Origin of the sequence: Paenibacillus sp. FSL H3-0310, from assembly GCF_038002785.1 — a bacterium.
In the GTDB taxonomy this organism is placed as follows: domain Bacteria; phylum Bacillota; class Bacilli; order Paenibacillales; family Paenibacillaceae; genus Paenibacillus_AQ; species Paenibacillus_AQ odorifer.
In genome coordinates, this window is record NZ_JBBODC010000003.1 from 429457 (window position 1) to 452574 (window position 23118).

19 protein-coding genes are annotated in these 23118 nt (G+C 44.2%); 14 read left to right on the top strand and 5 right to left on the bottom strand.

The window, feature by feature from the left end:
• The first annotated feature begins 89 nt into the window (after positions 1-89).
• Complete coding sequence (locus MHH63_RS27870; RefSeq protein ID WP_076281112.1) at positions 90-1007, top strand: DUF5692 family protein; 918 nt, start codon at positions 90-92, stop codon at positions 1005-1007.
• A gap of 83 nt (positions 1008-1090) precedes the next feature.
• Here MHH63_RS27870 and MHH63_RS27875 read toward each other — a convergent pair whose 3' ends face one another.
• Positions 1091-1951 carry a CPBP family intramembrane glutamic endopeptidase gene (locus MHH63_RS27875; RefSeq protein ID WP_341172316.1) on the bottom strand — a complete coding sequence of 287 codons (861 nt, stop codon included), beginning with the start codon at positions 1949-1951 and terminating at the stop codon, positions 1091-1093.
• A 520-nt stretch (positions 1952-2471) separates the two neighbouring features.
• Here MHH63_RS27875 and alaS point away from each other — a divergent pair.
• The 13 genes from alaS to MHH63_RS27940 all read left to right on the top strand — a co-directional run bounded on the left by alaS (position 2472) and on the right by MHH63_RS27940 (position 18007).
• A complete protein-coding gene (gene alaS, locus MHH63_RS27880; RefSeq protein ID WP_248547698.1) occupies positions 2472-5105 on the top strand; it encodes an alanine--tRNA ligase in 2634 nt (877 codons plus the stop codon).
• A 314-nt stretch (positions 5106-5419) separates the two neighbouring features.
• Entirely contained in the window at positions 5420-5695 is a 276-nt protein-coding gene (locus MHH63_RS27885) for an IreB family regulatory phosphoprotein (RefSeq protein WP_036675601.1), read from the top strand.
• Positions 5692-6111, top strand: a complete 420-nt coding sequence (gene ruvX, locus MHH63_RS27890; protein ID WP_036675598.1) for a Holliday junction resolvase RuvX — start codon at positions 5692-5694, stop codon at positions 6109-6111. Before MHH63_RS27885 ends, ruvX begins: the two co-directional genes overlap by 4 nt.
• Before the next feature lie 13 nt (positions 6112-6124).
• The gene (locus tag MHH63_RS27895; RefSeq protein WP_038569507.1) at positions 6125-6433 is read left to right on the top strand and encodes a DUF1292 domain-containing protein; all 309 of its coding nucleotides are present in this window, start codon (positions 6125-6127) and stop codon (positions 6431-6433) included.
• Positions 6426-6734: a DUF1292 domain-containing protein gene (locus MHH63_RS27900; RefSeq protein WP_076104918.1), complete on the top strand. Its 309-nt coding sequence runs from the start codon at positions 6426-6428 to the stop codon at positions 6732-6734. Before MHH63_RS27895 ends, MHH63_RS27900 begins: the two co-directional genes overlap by 8 nt.
• A gap of 172 nt (positions 6735-6906) precedes the next feature.
• Complete coding sequence (gene mltG / locus MHH63_RS27905) at positions 6907-7956, top strand: endolytic transglycosylase MltG (protein WP_248547697.1); 1050 nt, start codon at positions 6907-6909, stop codon at positions 7954-7956.
• A 56-nt stretch (positions 7957-8012) separates the two neighbouring features.
• Positions 8013-8945: a peptidase U32 family protein gene (locus MHH63_RS27910; RefSeq protein WP_076104919.1), complete on the top strand. Its 933-nt coding sequence runs from the start codon at positions 8013-8015 to the stop codon at positions 8943-8945.
• A 99-nt stretch (positions 8946-9044) separates the two neighbouring features.
• Positions 9045-10376: a peptidase U32 family protein gene (locus tag MHH63_RS27915; RefSeq protein WP_036675585.1), complete on the top strand. Its 1332-nt coding sequence runs from the start codon at positions 9045-9047 to the stop codon at positions 10374-10376.
• 319 nt (positions 10377-10695) lie between these two features.
• Positions 10696-12882: a methyl-accepting chemotaxis protein gene (locus tag MHH63_RS27920; protein WP_248547696.1), complete on the top strand. Its 2187-nt coding sequence runs from the start codon at positions 10696-10698 to the stop codon at positions 12880-12882.
• A 169-nt stretch (positions 12883-13051) separates the two neighbouring features.
• Positions 13052-14932: a cache domain-containing sensor histidine kinase gene (locus tag MHH63_RS27925; protein ID WP_076308693.1), complete on the top strand. Its 1881-nt coding sequence runs from the start codon at positions 13052-13054 to the stop codon at positions 14930-14932.
• 22 nt (positions 14933-14954) lie between these two features.
• Positions 14955-16265 carry an ABC transporter substrate-binding protein gene (locus tag MHH63_RS27930; RefSeq protein ID WP_339172465.1) on the top strand — a complete coding sequence of 437 codons (1311 nt, stop codon included), beginning with the start codon at positions 14955-14957 and terminating at the stop codon, positions 16263-16265.
• Between the two features lie 45 nt (positions 16266-16310).
• Positions 16311-17375: a LacI family DNA-binding transcriptional regulator gene (locus tag MHH63_RS27935; protein WP_339172468.1), complete on the top strand. Its 1065-nt coding sequence runs from the start codon at positions 16311-16313 to the stop codon at positions 17373-17375.
• 71 nt (positions 17376-17446) lie between these two features.
• Entirely contained in the window at positions 17447-18007 is a 561-nt protein-coding gene (locus MHH63_RS27940; RefSeq protein WP_076184714.1) for a GNAT family N-acetyltransferase, read from the top strand.
• Between the two features lie 62 nt (positions 18008-18069).
• Here the strand turns inward: MHH63_RS27940 and MHH63_RS27945 are convergent, their stop codons facing one another.
• From MHH63_RS27945 to MHH63_RS27960, 4 genes are all read right to left on the bottom strand, one after another.
• Positions 18070-18972 carry a manganese catalase family protein gene (locus tag MHH63_RS27945; protein ID WP_076126309.1) on the bottom strand — a complete coding sequence of 301 codons (903 nt, stop codon included), beginning with the start codon at positions 18970-18972 and terminating at the stop codon, positions 18070-18072.
• 505 nt (positions 18973-19477) lie between these two features.
• On the bottom strand, positions 19478-20650 hold the full coding sequence (locus MHH63_RS27950) for a glycoside hydrolase family 130 protein (protein WP_341172317.1): 1173 nt from the start codon (positions 20648-20650) through the stop codon (positions 19478-19480).
• Positions 20650-21864, bottom strand: coding sequence for an AGE family epimerase/isomerase (locus MHH63_RS27955; RefSeq protein ID WP_076218142.1), 1215 nt, complete (start codon positions 21862-21864; stop codon positions 20650-20652). Before MHH63_RS27955 ends, MHH63_RS27950 begins: the two co-directional genes overlap by 1 nt.
• 21 nt (positions 21865-21885) lie before the next feature.
• Positions 21886-22836, bottom strand: a complete 951-nt coding sequence (locus MHH63_RS27960) for a glycoside hydrolase family 113 (RefSeq protein WP_076281104.1) — start codon at positions 22834-22836, stop codon at positions 21886-21888.
• Between the last annotated feature and the right edge of the window lie 282 nt (positions 22837-23118).

Here is a 23118-nt window from a genome sequence, read left to right on the forward strand (position 1 = left end):
TTTAAGCGATTTGATCGTTTAAAGAGGGATGGGCTATATTGGACCTGAGACACAGATTACATACACCAACCTACAAGGAGGAGTAAAACATGTTTTTATTCGAATCGATTCCCTGGTACTCTGCGCTAATGTGGTTAGTAGTACTAGCAGGATTAATGTTTGTAAATGAAATCGCACGGAAGAGCAAGTGGTTCTCAATCATTCTGTTTATAGTTGTCCCTATTGTTCTTACCATAGCGGTTTGGCCAAATACGGCAGGAGAAGGTTCCAGTACTGGAACATGGTTTCACTGGGTAAAAGTATATTCTGCTTTGGCAGGATGTATAGGGTTTATGGCTATCCGTTATGTTAAAGGATGGGACAAAAATAAATATATATTAATGTTCCCGGCTATTATCCTTGCAGTTAACATTCTTGAAGCAGTTATTCGTGATTTCCAAGTGTACAGCTTGCAAGGTATGGTGGATGGCGTAATGATGGTAGGTGGTCCTTGGAACATTATGAACGGGATCGCAGGTATTCTGAACATTATTACGATTTCTGGTTGGATGGGTATTGTGATCAGTAAAGATAAGAGTAAAGATATGTTGTGGCCTGACCAGCTTTGGTTCTGGATCATTGCTTATGACATTTGGAACTTTGCCTATGTATATAATGCAGTTTCTGACCATTCCTTCTATGCAGGTGCAGCATTGTTGATCTCTTGTACCATCCCGGCGTTCTTCTTTAAAAAAGGGGCATGGCTGCAGCATCGTGCACAGACTTTGGCGATTTGGATGATGTTTACGATGTCGTTCCCGGCGTTTGTTGGCGAGTCAAAGTTCTCTGTACAATCCTCTCATAGTGAAACCGCTCTGTGGATAGTAAGTGCATTATCTTTAGCTGCTAATATTGCAGTGTTTGGTTATCATTTCTATAAAATCATCAAGCATAAACGCAATCCGCTTAAAGAGGAAGTTTATACGGATTTAGCTGCTTATAAAGCTATTGCAGAGGGTACGAATTAATAGAGACATTATAGTAATAGTGATAGAAGTTCCTCCTGCTTAAAGGGGGAACTTCTTTTTGTGAATAATTAAAGTTCTAATTATCAGAGCCCCATATCCGCCCGTTGCTGCGCACGAAATGTTTTCCTTTTTATACAAAGCAAAAGACAAGTCAGTAATAAGACACATAATAAAGTTGCCGTATACGTGAAATTACTGTTCCAAAACACTATCTGAATATTCATTAATGAGTGAACGCCGATCACGAAAAATAAATTTCGGGTTAAGATATAGAGTAGAGCGAATATAATTCCTAGAATTAGAAGCATGATAAAATCATAAACAAACTCCATTCCAACTAATCCTGAGTAAATCCGGTTTGGGATATGTATGGCGGCAAAGATCGATTGTGAAATCAGCATTGCAGAGATCATCCGTGTAGTTTTGTTGTTGATTTTTTTTAAGTATAGATAGATTTGAACGAGCAGGAAGCCGCGAAATAAGATTTCTTCCAATAAAGCATTTCCCAAGACTTGACCTAGAATTTCACCGAAAACTAAATTTGAATGGCTGAAGATAGCATTGTTAAGTGTTAGCTCTGAGTGATTCAGGTGTACCATACACAAATCTACTATATTTATAGCGAGCCAAAACAGAAAGGTACCCAGCAGTCCGGCTCTTAATTTTTCTATTTTTAACCCAAAATCCCGGGGCGAAACTTTAGCTATCAGAATCAAAAAAATAATTACTTCTAAGAGAAGCCCAACTAGATTGACGGCTAACGTTTCATTGATCCAGTGGTTTGTGTTTTTGGCAATAAAACTTAAATATCCATGCTCAAAAAGGATGAGATTAACCGCAAGAGTAAAGATAATATGAATAAAAATGAGGCTCGCTATAAAAAGGTAGTGTGTAGGCTTTGCTTCAAAAATCGATGATAGATTGAACTCCTTGGAGTGAAGCATCGACGGCAGTCCTCCTGATACAAAATATTCCAAATTAACCTTAGATTTCACTATATCCTTTTTGAGTCCAAGTTTACTGTTACAAAAATCATGTGTTATTCTTCACATTCGCCCATCCCCAGATTGACAGAAGCAAGGGCACTGGCTATACTTGAAATGTTAAAATGCAAATCGGACAAATCGTTGATGAAAATGAAGTACACCGGAGGATGGCTTGATCAGAGAAAAGGTTCCTTTACGAAACGTTTCGTAATGGCTGTGAGAACCTTGAAGACAGGCCGGTGGAAAGCTAATTTCGGAGTGTGAGATCAATGCTCACCGGGGGCGCCCGTTATCAGCCGCGACAAGGCGATCGTCTGCAATTGTCCCATTAGTGGGGTCAAGGCGATAACCAGGGTGGTACCGCGATATTAATCGTCCCTGAATTATTCAGGGGCGTTTTTTTGTTTTTATTTTTTAGGTATTTTGTAATTTCCGGTGTAAATGCCGAAGTAAAAAGATGAGACGGGAGCTGTAAATGATGAAAGCAAGTGAAATTCGTTCCAAATGGCTTAAGTTTTTTGAAAGTAAAGGTCACAAGATTGAACCAAGTGCGTCCCTCGTTCCTCACAACGATCCTTCGCTTCTGTGGATCAATGCGGGTATGGCACCTTTGAAAGTGTACTTCGATGGCCGGGAGGTTCCAGAAAATCCGCGCCTGACTAACTCACAAAAATGTATTCGTACCAATGATATCGAGAATGTGGGTAAGACACGCCGTCACCATACATTTTTCGAGATGCTGGGTAACTTCTCCATCGGCGATTATTTCAAAGAAGAAGCTATCACATGGGCTTGGGAGTTCCTAACCGGCAAAGAGTGGATCGGCTTTGACCCGGAACGTATTTCCGTAACGGTGTACGCAGAGGATGAAGAGGCATTTAAGCTGTGGAATGAAAAGGTTGGCCTGCCTGCTGAACGCATCATTAAGCTGGGCGACGATAATTTCTGGGATATTGGCGAAGGCCCATGCGGTCCTTGCTCGGAAATCTTTTATGACCGTGGTGAAGCTTACGGCAGTGATATGAGCGATCCGGAAATGTATCCAGGTGGAGAAAATGAACGCTGGTTAGAAGTATGGAACCTGGTGTTCTCACAATTCAACCATAACAAGGATGGCAGCTATACGCCGCTTCCGAATAAAAACATTGATACAGGGGCTGGCTTGGAGCGTTTTGCATCCATTCTACAGGATGTAGATTCCAACTTCGACACTGATTTGTTCCAACCTATTATTCAAAAGACAGCACAGCTCGCGGGTGTAACTTATAAAGATAACGTTGAGCAGGATATCGCGCTTAAAGTAATCGCTGACCATGTGCGTACCGTTACTTTTGCAGTAGGGGATGGAGTACTTCCTTCTAATGAAGGACGCGGTTATATTATCCGCCGTTTGCTTCGCCGTGCTGTTCGGTACGGAAAGACCTTGGGTCTGGATCGTCCATTCCTGTATGAGCTGACTGAAACCGTTGGCGAAATTATGGGTGTCTACTATCCATCCGTTGTGGACAACCGCGAATATATCGCAAAGATTATTCGTACTGAAGAAGAACGTTTCCACGAAACATTGTCTGACGGATTGGCTATTTTGGGTGAGATCAGTGCTAAAGCAAAAGCAGAGGGTCTCAGCAATATTGCTGGAGCCGATGCATTTAAGTTATATGATACTTATGGGTTCCCATTTGACCTGACCGAAGATTTCGCAGCAGAGCAAGGATTAACTGTAGACCGTGAAGGTTTTGATGCGGCTATGCAGGAGCAACGTGACCGTGCGAGGGCTGCACGTCATGATGGCGGCAGCATGAAGATCCAGGGAGGCGCACTAGCAGACCTGACGATTAAAAGTGAATTTGTTGGATATAATGACTCGGTAACAGAGTCGAAAATCCTGGCTATTGTTGTGGGTGATGAATTGGTAGATGTCGCCGGTGAAGGCGCAGAATGCCAAGTTATTCTTGATACAACACCGTTCTATGCTGAGAGCGGCGGACAAGTAAGTGACACGGGTGTGCTTACTGGGGGTTCAGTTACAGCTAAGGTAAAAGGACTCTTTAAAGCTCCACACGGCCAACACGTACATTTGGTAACTGTGGAAGCGGGAGAATTGAAAGTGGGCGAATCCGTTCGCGCGGAAGTGGATCGTGCGGAGCGTGAAGATATCGTGAAGAACCACACAGCTACCCATTTATTGCACAAAGCGCTTAAAGAAGTTCTTGGCGGGCATGTTAATCAAGCGGGATCTTTAGTGGAAGGTGCTCGTTTGCGGTTTGACTTCTCCCATTTTGGAGCGATTACTCCAGAAGAATTGAGCGATATCGAACATCGCGTAAATGCACAAATCTGGCGCGGTCTAGATGTAGTGATTGAGAACAAGCCGATTGATGAAGCTAAAGCAATGGGAGCAATGGCACTCTTTGGTGAAAAATACGGTAATATCGTCCGTGTCGTTCAAGTGGGCGATTACAGCCTTGAGCTTTGCGGTGGTTGTCATGTATCCAACACGTCGCAAATCGGAATTTTCAAGCTGCTTAGCGAAAGTGGCATTGGTTCCGGAGTGCGCCGCATCGAGGCGGTTACCGGACGTTACGCTTACCAGTTCACTGAAAGTCAGCTAGATTTGCTCAAACAATCAGCAGGCCTTCTTAAGTCTTCTCTGAATGACGTTCCGAAACGGATCGAAGCGCTGCATAACCAGGTGCGTGAGCTTTCGCGTGAGAATGAGTCCTTGCAATCCAAGCTGAGTGCTACTTTTGCTGCTGAACTTACAAGCAGTGTGAAGACAGTTGGCGCAGGTACGCAGCTCCTGGCTGTTGCTGTTCAAGCAGGCAATATGGATGCTTTGCGTTCCACAGCGGATGAATTGAAATCCAAGCTTCCGGATGCAGTGCTTGTATTAGGTGCAGCGATGGATGATAAGGTAAACTTTGTAGTATCTGTACCGCAAGACCTGGTGAAGAAAGGTTTCCACGCTGGTAAACTCGTTAAAGAAATTGCAGCAGTTTGCGGCGGTGGTGGCGGTGGGCGTCCAGATATGGCGCAAGCCGGCGGTAAAGATGCTTCTAAGCTAAACGAAGCATTGGCAAAGGCTGAAGAATTGGTAGCTTCCTTAGCCTAAGTTAAAATTACGAAACCATTTCTCTAACTAAACGTATTACGAGAAAACATAGCGGTACTGAGAGTTTGATATCAGTACCGCTACTCTTTATTAGCAGGATGTTAGATATTCATGAATAATTGTGCTTGACAATAGCTTAAAAGCCAAAAATATCATAATTTTTGTAGAGAAAATGCCAAAAAAAGCGTTAATAACGGGCAGGATTTCCTCGTTGGGGCATGAATATGTTATGATAAAGGAAGCAAGCGAGCTGCACAGTAGCAACTTTGCGAAGCCGTCCCAAAAGGCGATTTTGCAGAAGGAAGGTGTCACAAATGGACTCCATGGACAAAACGGTCAAATTCAATGTGAAGGGCGACGAAAAGGAAGCTTCTCCCCAGGAAATATTGCTAGCAGTATACGATGCACTGGTGGAGAAAGAGTATCATCCGATCAATCAGATCGTAGGGTATCTTCTTTCCGGAGATCCGGCTTACATTCCGCGCCATAACAATGCGAGAAGTTTGGTCCGGAGAAAAGAACGTGATGAGCTGATTGAAGAGCTGGTTAGATTCTATCTCGTCAATCACAGGGTGGACAATCCGAAATGAAGAAGAAGTTAGGTTTAGATTACGGCGACCGTAGAATCGGTGTAGCCACAAGTGATGTTTTTGGCTGGACGGCACAAGCTCTTGAAACGATTGAGCGCCGAGGTACGGGTAATGAGTTCGAACGCATTCGTGAACTTGTTGCAGAGCACGAAATTGGAGAGATTGTAGTTGGTCTACCGAAGAATATGAACGGCTCAGTAGGACCCCGGGGCGAAATCTGTATAGAGTTCGCTGATAAGCTACGGGAAGAGTTAGAAATGCCCGTACACCTTTGGGATGAGCGTCTGACGACGGTATCCGCAGAGCGGGTGCTGATTGAAGGGGACGTCAGCCGGAAGAAACGCAAGGGGATTGTGGATAAAATGGCTGCAGCCCTGATTTTGCAAAATTTTTTGGATGCTAACAGTAAAAGGTGAGGGGTGCGAGGATATGACAAACGAACAGATTGGCCAAGAGGAAGAACCGGAAATTATCTATATTCCCGATGAGGAAGGTAATGAAGAGGAATTCGAGGTCATTATGAAGTTTGAGGTTGATGGCTCGGACGCTAAGTATATGATGGTGGTTCCGCTAGACTCCGAGGACGAGGAAACCGATGAGGTATACGCGTTCCGTTATGTGGAAGAAGGCGACGATCTTCAATTGTTCATGATCGATAATGACGAGGAGTGGGCGATTGTCGAAGAGACTTTCAACACACTGGTCGACGAGTTGGACGGAGGATCGGAGAATGACTGAGATATCCGCTGATCAAGCGGTATGGACTTCACGGCTTAAAGAAGCCTACGGAGAAACTGTAGAACTGGAAGATGAGCAAGGCAAATCTTCCATTTACGATATTATCGCCGAATTTGAAGTCGGTGATCGCGGATATGCAGTGCTGAAAGGCTCTGGCAAAGACGTGGAGTATGAAATCCTGCGTATCGTTGTCTCTTCTGACGGACTTCCGGAATTGGAGAGCATTATGGACGATGAAGAGTGGGAAGACATCTCTGAGCTATACGATGAGATGACTTTTCCAGCAGATGGCGCTGAATAAAACTTAAACATGTACGTTACATTTATGATGGGCACGGAAGAGGGCGGAGAATTCCGCGCTCTTTTTGCTTGAAATGCGAGCAATATCCTATATACATCAATCTAAGGAAATATATATTGAATTTTAGGCAATACACTTTTATACTTTATAGTCGGAAAGTGAGGAACCAGACTTGAAATCCGCAATCCGTACTGTGTTAATCATTATTCTTTTGCTGGTAGCAGCAGGAGGTGGGGGCGCATGGTACATTTGGAACGGGATGCAGCCGGTAGAGCCTGCAGGTCCTGCTGTAACATTTACGATAGAGAAGGGCATGGGAAGTGCGGAGATTGCTGATCTGCTTGAGCAGAATGGCATTATCCGTAAGAGTCTTTTTTTTAAGGGATATTTGAAATGGACTAAAGAAGGCTCTAGCTTCAAAGCAGGTACTTATATCGCTAAGCCCGGTGATAGCTATGATGAACTCATTGCAAGATTAAATGCAGGTGATGTAGTTAAGGAAGAAACTGTGGTCTTTACTATCCCCGAAGGATATACTGCTGAGCAGATCGCTAAGAAGCTCGCTGAAGCCTGGAATCAGGATGCGGCTACTTTTCTTGAAATTATGGATACTGGTGCAGGTTTGAAGGGGATTGATATTCTTGGTATCCCGCAGGATAAGAATCTACGCCACCGTCTTGAAGGATATTTATTCCCCGAAACCTATGAGCTGGCCAAAGATAGCACGCCCCAGGAAGTTGTAGAAGCGCTTTTGGATCAGTTCCAGAAGAAGCTCGATACGATTCCTAACTGGCAGCAAAAGCTAGAAACGCGTGGATTGTCTCTGCATGAACTGTTGACCGTAGCTTCGCTGGTAGAGCGGGAAGTTGTGGTGGATAGTGAACGTCCGCTTGTGGCTGGTGTTATTTATAACCGCCTAAAGAAAGAGCAGAAGCTGGAGATCGACGCTACCGTTCAATATTTACTCAATAAGCAGAAGGAAAGACTTTTGTATAAAGATTTGGAAGTTGATAGTCCATATAATACGTATAAGAATATTGGACTTCCTCCGGGACCTATTAGTAATCCGGGGCTGGAGTCCATTCAAGCGGCACTCGAACCAGAAGCTTCTGAATATTACTTCTATGTGACCAAAAAAGATGGTACACAGGGCCATTTATTTGCTAAGACCTACAAGGAACATTTAGCCAATATCGAAAAAAGTAAGCAAGAATCGAAATAAACTATTAAAATGAAGAGTGGTGCGGTTGAAATAACTGTACAAGTAGGAGGTACAACATGACTAACAAACCGGAATTGCTGGTGACGGCAGCGTCCTTGGAGGAAGCTGCTGCTCTGCTGGATGCCGGAGCAGATGCGTTGCTCATTGGGGATGACCGTTTCGGGATGCGGCTTGCTGGACATTTCTCTCTGGAGGATACAGCGACTGTCGTAGAAATGGCACATTCGCGAGGCTGCAAAGTGTATGCAAGCTTGGGTGGGCTGATGTCCAACCGTCTGCTGGATGAGCTTCCTGCCTATGTGAAGGCTTTAGGTGAGCTTGGCATTGATGGTGTTGAATTCGGGGATCCAGCAGTGTTAACCACTGTGAAGAAAGAAGCGCCAGCAATGAAGCTGCACTGGAATGCGGAAATGACTTCCACCAACTATGCGACAGCGAATTATTGGGGACGCAAGGGGGCTTCTCGCGTTGTGCTGGCCCGTGAGCTGAATATGGATGAAATGACGGAAATGGTTCCGCTTTTGGAGATTGAGGCACAGGTGCAGGTTCATGGAATGACCAATATATACCATTCCAAGCGGAAGCTTGTTGAAAGCTATATGTCACATCAAGGCCGTCCTAGTGATGGAGGAAGTCTCGGGAAGGAACGCGGACTATTTCTGATTGAGGAAGAACGAGATGACCAGAAATTCCCGATTTATGAAGACGAGAACGGCACTCATATTATGAGCTCGGATGATATTTGTATTTTGGAGGATCTGCATATTCTGATGGCTGCAGGTATACACAGCCTTAAGATTGAGGGACTTTTGAAATCGATAGCGTATAATGTAACGGTTGTGAAGACTTATCGTAAAGCTATAGATCTTTATGCGGCTGATCCGGAAGGTTATGCCTTCGATGAGGAATGGATGGATGTAATCAGAACGGTGCAGGACCCTGAACGGGAGTTAAGCTTCGGATTTTTCTATAAAGAGCAAGTATATTAAGTTTGATAAAAATAAAGAGGTTATAGGTCCCCACGAAGATTAGGTACAGCATTTATAGCATGTGACTTAGCTTTGTGGGCGATGGAGGGGAGAACAGGAATGGGAACCATGACAAAGCCGCAATATAAGGGCAAACGTTACCGTCTGGACAAACCGGAGCTCCTCGCTCCGGCTGGTAATTTGGAAAAATTGAAGTTCGCAGTACACTATGGTGCGGATGCTGTTTATATCGGAGGACAACAATACGGCTTGCGTTCCGGCGCAGATAATTTCAGCTTCGAGGAAATGCGCGAAGGTGTTGAATTCGCCAAGAAATATGGCGCTAAGGTATTTGTTGCAACAAACATTTATGCTCACAATGAAGATGTCGCGGGAATTGAAGAATACCTGCGTAACTTATATGAAGCTGGGATTGCTGCTATTATCGTAGCTGATCCAATCATTGTAGATACAGCACGCCGGTTAGTGCCTGGACTTGAAGTGCATTTGAGTACACAGCAGTCTACATTGAACTGGCAAGCGGTGTCCTTCTGGAAGGAAGAGGGGCTTCCGCGTGTTGTTTTGGGCCGTGAGACAAGCCTGGAAGAGATCGCTGAGATTAAAAAACATGTCGACATTGAAATCGAAAGCTTCATCCATGGTGCAATGTGTTCCTCGTATTCGGGTCGTTGTGTTTTGTCTAACCATTTCACCGACCGTGATTCCAATCGCGGGGGCTGTTGCCAGTCTTGCCGCTGGAAATATGATTTGTTTGAGGATGCACGTCCGGAAGGGACTTGGGTGTCTGAGGAAGAGCAGGCTGAAGCGAAATCTCCAGCTCCTTTGCTTCCCGGGGTAACTCAGATTCCACTGCATCAGCAAGGAGATAATCCCTTCTCCATGGGCTCTAAGGATTTGTGTATGCTGGAAAGTATACCTGAACTGATTGAAGTGGGCATCGACAGCTTCAAGATCGAAGGACGAATGAAGTCAATCCACTATGTGGCTACTGTCGTTAATGCATATCGTAAAGCCATTGATGCTTATATGGCAGATCCGGAAGGGTATGAATTGAAGCAGGAATGGCTGGATGAGCTTAATAAAGCCGCTAACCGTCCGCTAAACACAGGATTCTTCTATGATACTCCGGATCATGAAGATCATATCTATGAGCCTGAAGAAAAAGCAGCTCCGTATGATTTTGCCGGACTTGTAATTGAATACGATGCTGAAAGTGGTACGGCACTAGTTCAACAGCGCAATCACTTTAAGCCAGGTCAGGAAGTAGAATTCTTTGGACCTAACGATACGTTCTTCAAGCAAACGGTTGGTGAAATATGGGATGAGAAAGGCAATTCGCTTGATGCCGCCCGTCATCCACTGCAACCTATTCGCATGAAGGTAGATCAACCGGTTGCATACTTTGATATGATGCGTAAGAAGAAGTTTTAATAAAAAACAGGGAAGCCTTTGGTCATCCAAGAGCCTCCCTGTTTTTCTTTTTGACAAAGCAAACAATAAGTTATATATATTAGGGATTAACAAATATCTCCAAGAGAGGAGGTGCAGCAAGCTATTTATTATGTTTAAACATACATAGGTTAAAAGTTGTAAAAAAAGTCTCGTAAAGCTAAGGAAAAAGACCTAATACGCCGATATATATATTGGTTAACGCTTTCATGCGTATTCTAATATTAGCGGGTAGGTGATCAAGATGGGGGATCCTGATCAAGATAGTATTAGTGAAAAGCATAATGAGAGAAGGTTTAGCATGAATAAAAAGAATAAGAAATCGGCGATCACAGGAAACAAGGAAACAAGCAAGATTGAAGGGGCAGTTAAGACACCTAAGTTTAATTTGAAGAATGGGATAGATTTGCGTGGACAGATCAAAAGAGTTAATCCTATGGAATCTGTTGGCGTGAAGATATTCCTGATATTTTTGTGTGCAATTGTAATTGTGGTAATGGCACTTGGACTGCTATCTTATTCAAAAGCCAAGAAGACAATTAAGAACAACGTATCGGAAGCCTACCGTCAGACTATTATTCAGACCTCAGAAAAGTTAGATATTACTTTGAAACAGTACGAGAACTTGGCTTTACAGCTTTATTTTGATGCGCAGATGCAAGAAGATTTGAAGTCTTTAGTGACTGCACAATCTTCCTATGAGAAATTTGAAGCTACAAGCGCAGTAAGTAAAAAGTTATCCAGTCAGATTACAACGGATTCTAATATTCTTAGTGTTTCTTTGATCCCGGAGTCGCCTGATCAAGATATTGTTACAAGTGGCAGTGGCGGCATTAAGTTAGATAACATAAGAGAACAAGAATGGTATAAGAAGATTGTCGACAACACTGCATCTTATGAATCCTACTATTCTAAAGGTGATGGTGATGCAGCCAAGAACATATGGTTCTCGACAGCTGTTCAAGGTGATGGAGACAAAAATATTGCTATGGCAAGATCTCTCAAAACCCTGGGCTCAGGTACAGGATACATAGTCATCCTTGTGTTGAAGAATACATTGCTGGAGGAATCATTCGCAAGTGTACAGCTGGGAGATGGCTCTCGAATTCAACTTGTCACTCCTGATGGAACCGTAGTAGCTTCTTCGGATTCAAAAGACGATGGTAAACCTTCAGAGTTCGCTTTTATTCAGGCAAGTAAAAAGGATAACAAAAGCTTGGATGAGAAGGATACAAACGGGAAAGAAATCCTTGCTGTCTTTAATCCAATGATCCGGGCGGATTGGAAGTTGGCAGGGGTAGTCCCAACAGATGAGCTAGTAAAAGAAGCACGTCCGATTCTGTTGACTACTTTTATTGCGGCTGCTGGTGCGGCTCTGCTAGCCATAGTAATCGGGATCTGGATGGTGCGTATGATTGCTCGCCCTCTAGCACGCTTGAAGGATCTTATGGTACAAGGTGCAGGTGGTGATCTAAGTGTACGTACAGAATATGTTTCTAAAGATGAAATTGGCCAGCTATCAGCTTCCTTTAACGTGATGATGGAGCGTATTACTGAGCTTGTATCGCAAACGACAGAAACCGCTCGGGATGTGCTGGAGACCGCTGGTGAGCTTGGTGAAGCCTCACGGAAGACAGCTATTTCTGCGAAGGAAATCGCAGCCGCTACGGAGGAAATTGCCGGTGGGGCAGGCAGTCTGGCGCTTGAAGCTGAACGAGGTAATGAGCTAACAGATGTGATTGCTACGCAAATGCAGACTGTAATATATGCCAACACTGAGATGGATGAAGCAGCACGTGGGGTTGGTGAAGCTAGTGCTCAAGGCGCTAAGCAATTAACTGACCTGCTGGATCAGACTAGCCGCACTGGAGAAAAAACAAGTGCACTTGTCGAACGTGTCAACCACCTGAAGGAGACAGTATTCTCCGTAATTAAGGTGTTGGATGTGATGAAGAGTATCACGCAACAGACGAATATCTTATCGTTAAATGCAACAATAGAAGCCGCTCGTGCAGGAGAAGCTGGTAAGGGCTTCATGGTAGTTGCGGGTGAAGTGCGGCAGCTTGCTGACCAATCGAAACAATCTATTGCCCTTGTTGCTGGAATTACGGATAAGATCATGGCGGAAATGAACGAAACGGAAGCTGTATTATCCGAAGTAGCACCACTGTTTAAAGAACAAGTAAGCTCCGTGAAGAGTACAAGTGATATCTTCCTGTCCGTAAAAGGACAGATGGATGAATTCATAACAAGCCTGGAATCGGTGACGACAGCGATCAGCAGTCTGAATCATTCGCAAGGTGTGTTGTCAGAGGCTATGGGGAACGTTAGCGCCGTAGCTGAGCAATCTTCAGCAACTTCCCAAGAAGTAGCTTCACTCAGTAATGAACAGCAAAATGTAAGTGATCAACTCGTTTCATTATCTGGCAAGCTGGAAAGTGCTTCAGGTCAATTGAAGGACAAGCTGTCATTATTCACTATAAAATGAGTGGATTCATCACTAATTTCTAAATTGTTTACCTAACAAAACCGCTTCTTCAACATGAAGAGGCGGTTTGTTGTTGTGTAATGAAGAACTACACCGTATAATAACTTTGTTAGGTATTTGTTATAATTTAATAACAAGTTAGGTAAAAAGTATTAAGGAGAAGGACCAAATGAAAGGTAGACGCATCTCTGGCTGGTGGTCCGTTATCGGGGACATGAGCATGGAACGCAAGCTGCTCCTCGTCTTTTTAATTATCATTACCCTCCCGCTATCCTTCATCAGTGTATTTACCTTCAAGAGCTACTCAGAATCTATTCAGGGGAACACCATTGCTTATTCTGAGAAATTAATCGATCAAATGATGGATGGAGTAGACGATTATATCGAAGATATGAAGCGTATTTCATCTATGCCCGCCTATGTGAATGATATCAAACAGAATTTAATACGTTCGAACAACTACCATGAGCAGAAAAAGATTATGGGAGGCGCAACTGGGAGTGCTGCTTTGTCGCCCGGTGATTTTGATCTTCTGTTGTCCATTCAACGGGGGATAGAGGGTAACATTTCGTTTATTAACAATATTAAGCGAGGTGCGAACTCAGTTTATATTTTTGACGCTTACGGAAATGGTTATTATTCTGCGAAGGATGGTGGCGTACGACTTGATCTCGAACAAAGCTATAAATACTGGAGCCAGCAGACTAAGGATTCCAGCGGAGAAGCATTATTGTTCGGTACTCAAGCGTATACAAGTAATCTGCAGAGCACCCGATATGCTTTTACCGTTGTTCGCAAAATCGTGGATGGCTTGTTAAATCCAATCGGGCTGATTGCGGTTGAAGCAAATATTAGCAATTTGGAGAATCAAGTTAAGGAGCTGGATAAAGTCACCCATGGGAAGTCGTTGATTGTGGATGAGAAGGGAATGGTCATCTACGACAGCGACAAGAAGCTGCTGGCCACAGATATTTCTGATTCAGACTTGTTCAAAAGAGTTGGAGGCATTTCTGGAAGCTTTTATGATACAGTCAACGGAAAAGAGCGGTTGAATATTTACTCTGGCTCTACCAAAACCAATTGGAAGGTAATTATCTCTATTCCTGTTGATGTACTGATGCGTGATGTGAAGCTGACCCGTAATACAACACTTGCTGCTACATTAAGTATCATAGTACTAGCGTTAATTATTTCGATTATTCTTTCCGTTGCCCTTACTAAATCGCTGACTCAAATGATTCAATTGATGAAAAAAGTTCAGGGCGGCGATCTGGATGTGATGTTCAGAGTTAAACGGCGTGACGAAATTGGTCTGCTGGGGCATCAATTTAATCGTATGTTAGCCCGAATCAGGCAGCTAATTCAGGATATTTACCGCATAGAAGAACAGAAAAAGGAAGCAGAGCTTCATGCGCTGCAGAGTCAAATCAATCCTCATTTTATCTATAACACACTGGAGTCCATCCGAATGACCGCCGAGCTGAATGATGATGTCGAAGCTGCGGATATGATCTCTATTCTGGGCAAACTGCTACGGTACAGTACAAGCGATCTGAGTGGCAATACGACATTGAAGCAAGAGCTTGGATATGTGCGTAATTACGTCGAGCTGCTGAACTATCGTTATCCTAACCGTTTTTTACTGGATATCGATGTGCCGAAGTCGTTAGATAATTACTCTATTATCAAGCTGGTCTTCCAGCCTATCATTGAGAATGCAGCTTACCATGGCTTAGATGATAATAAGCCGCAAATGCATTTAAGCATCCGCTGCGAGATTACAGAGCAAATGCTGTTGTTTCATATTAAAGACGACGGGATCGGAATGGATGAGAAGACTTTGGAGAAATTGAATGATGGGCTGCAGAACGAAAGTCCTCCTAAGAAAAGCATTAACGGGGGGATAGGCATGAAAAATGTACAACAGCGAGTGCGTCTTCATTATGGAGCGGCATTTGGGATCCAGGTATATAGTGAGCTTGGACGAGGGACCGATGTTATTTTGTCGCTGCCATTACTGGAGCAGGAATTAATTAGCTTACCTGAGTAACGAAATAAGAGGGGGCTGTCCGTTGAAGGGGTTGAAATTAGAATGGACTATGCGGACCATACTGTTACTTCTCTTAGTGTTATTGAGTAGTAGCTGTGCCAATAACAATAAGCAGACGGAATCCACTCCGCCTCCAGTTGGAGACGAGGTGAAGTCTGACTTGTCCGGCACCATAGTCATGATGACCAATCGAATAGATCTGATTGAGAACGGAACTTTTCAAGCATACGCGGACCAATTTAAACAGAGATACCCCGAAGCCAATGTGGAATTTGAAGGCTTGTCCAATTATGCAACGGATATTCTGGTACGGCTATCCACGAAAGATGCCGGTGATGTACTGTTGCTTCCGGTGAATCTTCCGTCAAAGGAGCTGGATTATTTTTTCGAGCCGCTGGATGAAGAAACCGCCGCTAGTGAGAGGTTCACCTCTTTTGCTACGTATAACGGGAAACGATATGGGCTGTCCACGGGGACTACTACGGTTGGGATTGTCTATAATAAAAAGGCATTCGAAAAAGCAGGAATAGCTACTGTTCCTAAGACGCTGGATGAATTCTACGAAGCTTGTGCGAAATTAAAACAAGCGGGTATTATCCCCCTATATATGAATTATGGAGCCGTCTGGCCTTTACGTGAATGGGGAAACAGTCTGGTTAACTATATGACAGGTAATCCAGAGTATCTAAATAATATGGTAAATGAGGATAGCCCGTGGCAGCTTGATAATGAGTGGGGGAAATCAATCTCCATTGCTCGAACCTTAATTGGTAAAGGCTATGTTGAAGATGAACTATTCTCGAACAATTGGGAGATATCGAAGACTAAGCTAGCTAAAGGTCAAGCAGGGATGTATTTACTGGGAAATTGGACGATTGGACAAGTCCTTGATGTGGGGGCTGCCCCGGATGATATTGGATTCTTCCCGTTTCCGTATGATAATGGCAGCGCTCATTATGCGCCGATCAATCCAGATTGGTTCATGGGGGTTAGTAAATATACCAAGAACAAAGAGCTTGCTATGGCGTGGTTGAATTTTTTTGTGAAGGAGACTTCCTATCGAGATGATTGGGGATTCCTTCCGGCAGATGGAAGCTTGAATCCCTCTATGTCGCAGTATCGTGAGTTTTTATCTTATAAGCCTAAGCTACTCGATGCTACTGTACAAAGTGATGCGTTCATCGAGCTGGCGAATAGAGCCAAAATGTCCTTTTGGTCCGGAGATTATATTCAGGAGTTACTGGCTGCGCCTGATTTACAAAAGGCTTTTGACGAATTAAATGCAAAATGGAAGGAAGCGCGGGCAGGAGCGCCACAAACTTCTCAGCCTTAAAGTTAGTACTACATAAATTTGATGACATTCTCTGGAGGGTTATATATGGCTAAAAAGGTCACCATGCAAAAAATCGCTGATCATCTCGGCGTATCCAAATTCGTTGTCTCCAAGTCACTTTCGGGTAAAGGCGGCGTTAATGAGACGACAAGAGAACGAGTGATTCAAGCGGCATCGCAGCTGGGTTATTTTACGCAAAAAAATGCTTTTGTCCAAGGTATAAAACGCACGCCTCCGGTAGGTGGCGGGGATCGGAATAAGCAATCCGTGCTGGTGTTAATGCCGAATATTCGTTCTCAGACGCAGGATTCCTTGTATTGGGGAAAAATTGTGGATGGTATTGCGATTGCGCTGGATCAGGAAGGGCTTGGGATGGTCATTATCTCCGAGAACCGTGCGGATAATTTCGTTAATATTTTGAATCCCAATGGAATCCTTGGTTTGATAGGTGTGGGCCAAATCTCTACTTCCTTGCTGCTTGAGGTACACCGTATTGGTTTGCCGATGGTGTTGATTGACCATGAAGATCCGCTAATTCCAAGTGATACCGTGTTTGCGAATAATGTGGATTCTATGGCTCGACTTACGAATCATTTGATGGGCACAGGCCATACCCAAATGCATTTTATCGGCAATATTGGATTCTCACGCAGTTTCCGCGACCGGTGGATTGGCTTCCGGAGTGCGCTGGAGGAGAGCGGAATAAGACTGCCTTTGGAAGATGATGCGAATCTTTTTCTGGAAGGGGTGGAGGAAGACTTATTTCAGGAGGATTTTAAAAACTGGGTGAATAAGCGTAAAAAAGCCAGAACACTCCCGACAGCCTTGGTTTGCGCTAACGACTCCACAGCCCTTTCGGTCAGTGACATCCTCAAGGAAGAAGGGTTTAATATTCCGGAGGATATCTCGGTTACTGGCTTTGATAATATTGAGGATGCCTTAAGAGGCGTTCCACCGCTTACAACTGTTCATGTTCCTAAAGAAGCGATGGGCCGAGCCGCAGTGGAGAAACTTCTGAGCCGTATTCATAATCCTTCTGCACCGCTTGAGAAAATCCTTATCGCAGCGGACATTGTTCATCGTGATTCCGTGGATAAGCCGCGAGACTAGAACCTTGTTGATTTAAAAAGTATATAAAAGCCATGGAATCTAGTTTTGCTTGAGTAAGGGGGAATTTAGTTATGACAGAACCAGTTGCCATCCCAAAGATTGATGGCGAACAGATTCAACTACGTGGTGTGCAAGCATCCGATCTGGAGGCTTATTATAATTTTTTGCTTGATGTTGAGATGGGGCAATTAACAGGATCGCAAGGAGATTTCTCTCGTGAGCAAACGGCAGCTTGGATTCGTAAGATTAGTGTTCCAGCCGAGGATCGTGTAGATCTTATGATTATAGTAAAGGACACGGGTGAGCTCATTGGAGAAGTGGTACTAAATGAAATAGATCCGGACAATCGTAGTGCAAATATCCGGATCGGCATTTGTGGGCATGAACATCGGGGTAAGGGTTACGGGACTGAAGCTATGACTCAAATGCTACGATATGGCTTTGAAACTATGAAGCTGCATCGCATCCATCTCGGTGTATATACTTTTAACCCCAGAGCCGTTCATGTCTATGAGAAGCTTGGTTTTCAACGCGACGGTGTGGAGCGGGATGCTCTTTATGTAGACGGAGAGTTTCATAACATGATTCTGATGTCCATGCTTGAGGATGAGTTCCGCAGTTTGTACAATTAAAAAAAGTGAATCTAGGGTAAGGAAGATTGTAAGTAACTTCCTCACCAGATTCACTATGAATATTAGTCTGTAATGTTTCCAGCCATTTTGAGGCGTTTGGCAATTTCTTTAAAGTCTTCGGGGGAGATTCCGGGAGCGAATTCCTCTTCGACTGCCGGAGCAACGGGGATCGGAAAGCCTTTAGGGGATCCTTGAATAACTTCAAGCGGAAGATTATCCTCTGGGTGGGTTCCCTTCCAAATCTGATCGATGGCGCCGAAGTCACTTTCACTCCAGGTGTATAGCTTGGTATGCACGCCTTTTTCTTCATATTTTTTTGCTTCGCTGAATGATTTATTATTTAACGAAGGAATCGGCACGAGCTTAGTTACATTAACACCTGTTGCCACTTCGATGGCTTTGGCATAAGCGACCACGTGGACACCACCACGGACTAAAAGGAATCCGACTACAGCGCGTGCAGCTGGATGGTCTGTCATTTCGTAGACCTTCATTTTATGTGTTCTGGCTCCGCATTCGAGGAAGAAGTTATGTAGCAGATCTTCCACTAGGTTGCCGCTATTAAAGACGTTTGCTCCGGTCCACGGGTTCCCCGTTGAATCAAAAGGCATAGCCCCTTGTGCACCAGCCAGAAAGTGATAGGATAGACGCGCATCTTTTGCGGACCCTAGAGGGGTGGAATCGGGCTCTTTATAACTTGTTGACCCTCGAAGACATTTGTTGATGGCATGCGAAACCAGCTCGACATGGCCAAGCTCTTCCGCTGTTATGCTCATCACCAAATCATAAAAAGGCTTCAGTTTGTCTTTTGAACGGAAATTAAAGGATTGAAAGAGGTAATTGTTAAGGGTGGACATTTCTCCGAACTTTCCGCCAAGCAATTCCTGAACAGCGGCAGCAGCATTGGGATCGGGCTTCTCAACTTCAGGAATCTCAATCATGATTTCATCCATACGTTTGAACATTAATATCTCAGCCTCCTTGGAGTTAGGGGTTACTGACCTATTTTGAGCTTAATCTATAGGAATTACTCATGAATGGGCTGAAAAGTATGGATGTGCGTCATGTAAAAGGCTTTTTGTGTCGAAAAGGCAAACGGCAAATACTATCAAATATGCAATTAAAACCACAATCAAATACGCAATCAAATACGCATAGTAACCCGCTAACGGACACAGCAGACCCTATATGCAGTATTATCCGATATTTATAATGCTAACGGACTCCAGCGCAGCTATCGGCCTAGAAAACGCCCCAAATGGGACTCTTTTCAGGGAATAATGCCCCTGGAGTCCGAAAACTTACTTTGAAGGCTAAATACATGCGAATAGCGTCATCTGAGTCCTTAAGTTACTCTGGATGATTGATATTCGCTTGAAGCAAACAGTGAATGATCAAAACGCAGAGCAGCGATCCTCCTAATATAGGAGAATCGCTGCTCTGTTGATTTTTAGGGTTTATGAACTTTTTTTACAATGCTAAATTACGATCAATAAGAGCAATACGTTGCTGTACACAAGCATAAGAGCGAAGGGGATCCTCTGGAGTGTTCAGCACATAATCTAACATTTGGTCAACGGTAGTTGTAGCTACATGGATACGAGTGTCGGAGGAGGCGTAGTAAATATAGATTTCACCGTTATCAAGTGCAATCACGCCATTACAGAACACGACATTGGAGACATCGCCGACACGTTCTTCACCGTCTGGTGCGATGAAATGACCACCAGGTGAATGAGTAACTTTGTTTGGCTCATCCAGGTCAGACAAGAAAGCATATAGCACGTATCGGAGTCCAGCAGCTGTGTTGCGTACACCATGAGCAATATGCAGCCAGCCTTTTGCAGTTTTGATTGGAGCTGGACCTTGGCCATTTTTAACTTCCTTGATGGTATGGTAGTAGCGTTCGTCCATGATAGTCTCGCTGGTAATTACGGCATCTTCAATTGTATCCGAGAGTCCCCAGCCAATACCGCCACCGGAACCTGCATCGATAAAGCCATCTTGTGGGCGAGTGTAGAAAGCGTATTTTCCATCTACAAATTCAGGGTGTAGCACGACATTACGCTGCTGAGCAGAGCCTGTTTTGAGATCCGCCAGACGTTCCCAGGTCTTCAGATCTTTGGTGCGAACAATACCACACTGTGCTACTGCGCTAGAAAGGTCACCATGTGGAGCATCTGGATCTTTGCGTTCTGTACAGAAGAGGCCGTAGATCCAGCCATCTTCATGGCTAACGAGGCGCATGTCGTAGACGTTGATATCAGGAACTTCTGTCTCCGGCAGCACAACTGGATGATCCCAGAAGCGGAAACCGTCCACGCCATTGTCGCTTTCTGCTACAGCGAAAAAAGATTTGCGGTCATTGCCTTCCACGCGAGCAACAAGATAGAATTTGCCATTCAGTGCAATAGCACCCGGGTTGAAGACGCCGTTGACGCCAATTCTTTCGGCAAAATAAGGGTTGGTATCTGGGTTAAAATCATAACGCCAGATTAAGGGCGCATGCTCAGCAGTTAGCAGTGGATGAGCATATCGGTCATAAATGCCGTTTCCATAAGGAAGCTTTTCGTTCTTGCGAGCGATCAGGGCTTCATAACGTTCTGTTAATTGTTGTTTGCGTTCTTGGAATAATGATGACATTAGACAGTCTCCTTTATAGTTGATTTCAGTCGTGCGATCATTTCGAAGCAGGCTCTGCTGTTATGATAAGGACATTTCCAGGCGCTAACCTTTGATCCGTGAGGCAGGGGCTGAAGGTTCTCGTCCACGCCCCAGTACCATTCACCCAGCTTGTGATCCACCATGTATTTATCGATAAAAGTCCAGGAGGCTTGGGCAGCCTCATTAAATTTGCTGTTACCAGTCAGCTGATAAGCATTATAGAATCCAACAACCGCCTCAGCTTGCGGCCACCAATCTTTATCTTTGCTCAGCAGCCCGCTTGGGTCAGCTTCATTCCATATCCCTCCATCGCTATCTATACCTTCCGCAAGAACGGCTTCTGCCATGGAGACAGCGACTGTTCGCACACGCTGCAGCAGCTGCTCTTCTCCAAGGGTTTCAGCAGCTTCCACCAGCAGCCAGCTTCCTTCGATGTCATGTCCGTAGGAGATAATATCTGATTTCACATTCCATGCTTCATCTAAGAAAAGATGAAAATGCTGGCCTTCCTGATCAATGATATGATCCAGCATCGTTTCGATTAGCTCAGTTAGCGTGCTCTTTAGTTCCTCCGACTTCCATACTCGATAGAGACCGGTATACGCTTCCAGAACATGCAGATGGGTATTCATAGATTTTTTTTCATTCATATCTTTGCTGCTGAGACTGAGGTTATCAGTGATTTGCCATTCCCGTGATAAAGCTTCGACATAACCTTTATAAATAGAATCATAGCCGTATTTTTCAACTAGCTGGAATAATTGAATCGCATCCTCTAAGACTTCTGGACGTCCGGTCGCATGGTAGAATTCAGCCAGTGCGTAGATAGCAAAGGATTGGCCATAGATCTGCTTTTTCTCTTGAGAAGGTCTGCCCTCAGCATCCACCATCCAGTATAATCCGCCATACTCTTTATCAATGAAGTGTTCCATCAGGTAGGTATAAGCACGTTCTGCCATCGCCAGATATTCCGGTTTACCGTAGATCCGGTAAGCGCTCGCAAAGGACCAAAGGATCCGGGCATTAAGCACAAGGCTTTTCTCTGCGTTAGGAGTAATGTTCAGCTGATTGTCGATTTCACCTATAAAACCGCCGTTCACTTCGTCCTTCGTCTGTTTCATCCAAAAACTAAGAATATTATCCTGCAGCTCATCCTCAAGTTGGGTCAACCATAATTCTGGTGAATTAATCATTGTAATCAGTCACTCCTCACATTATTTGGTGATTTTTGAGGTGAAATATTCATTGATGATCCCAGCGGCTTGCTTACCGTACATACAGTAATCATCATTCTGTACTGCTTCTTCAATTGGATAAAGATGAGTAGGCCAATCCCAGAGCATAAAGCCCTGAACCCAATCTCTGTGCTCACAGCCTTGAAACATTGCCTGATAGAATTTACTTTGTTCTTCTTGACTTGGTTCGCCCTTTAAGGTCCAATCATTGGGAATCGCGGCGCTTCCGCTCCGGCTTGGGCAACCCGCTTCCATGAAAAAGAACGGCTTATTCTGTGAGTGCACCACTTGCTCAATCCGGTCGAGCTGAGCCTCCCAATCACTAGCTGGATAATACCCACTTGAAGAAATCACATCGAGCGCATCCCACCAGGTTACGTTATCCTCCTGATACTTATCGCAATTATAAGTAAGAATACCTGAGTAGACCTTCCGCACCTCAGCAATAAGCGAACGCCATTCGGCTTCGCGTCTATCCGTCTGTACAAGCTCACAGCCAATACAGAACATTTCACAGCCTGTTTCCTCAGCGATAGCGGCATAGTGCAGAATAAATTTAGTATAAGAGCTGAACCACTCAGACCATTTAGGCTCGCAAGGGACATCCTTATCAAAAAAGTTAATATGGGCACGCCAAGTTCCGTCAGCACAATTAACAATCGGCTTCAGGCATACTTTTAGCTGCAGTGACTTCGCTTTGCTGATAGCCCATTTCACTTCTTCGTCGCTAACGGTTGGAGCCTCCCAGTAGGGAATTTCCGTAGAATGAGCGGTAGCTTGAAGCGCGCTGAGCGCAATGGCCGTCCAGTTCGCTCCGGTGACAGAGGACATTAATTCCAGCGAACACTCAGCTTCTTCTGTTGTCCATGAACCACGTCTACCCGAGAAACCCCAGGTTACGCCTGCAATGTATTCGTTGTTTAACATCATCGAGAATCCTCACTTTACACACAAAAATAGAAAAATTAGCAATCTTCATTTTGTTAGATAGTTATTATTGTTTTGTTAGTTTATAATAACAACTTAATTTAGTTATATACTTTTTCGCAGATGATTTCAAGGACAATTTGTAGTTGAAGCTGGGAAATTTGAATAACTTTAGTTATAGTAAATATAAGACTATAAAAGGGCGCAATCGTACATTGACGTAATACATGGGGAGATACTATTCGTGATGATAGCGCAATCATAATAACTGGCGGATACAACTGG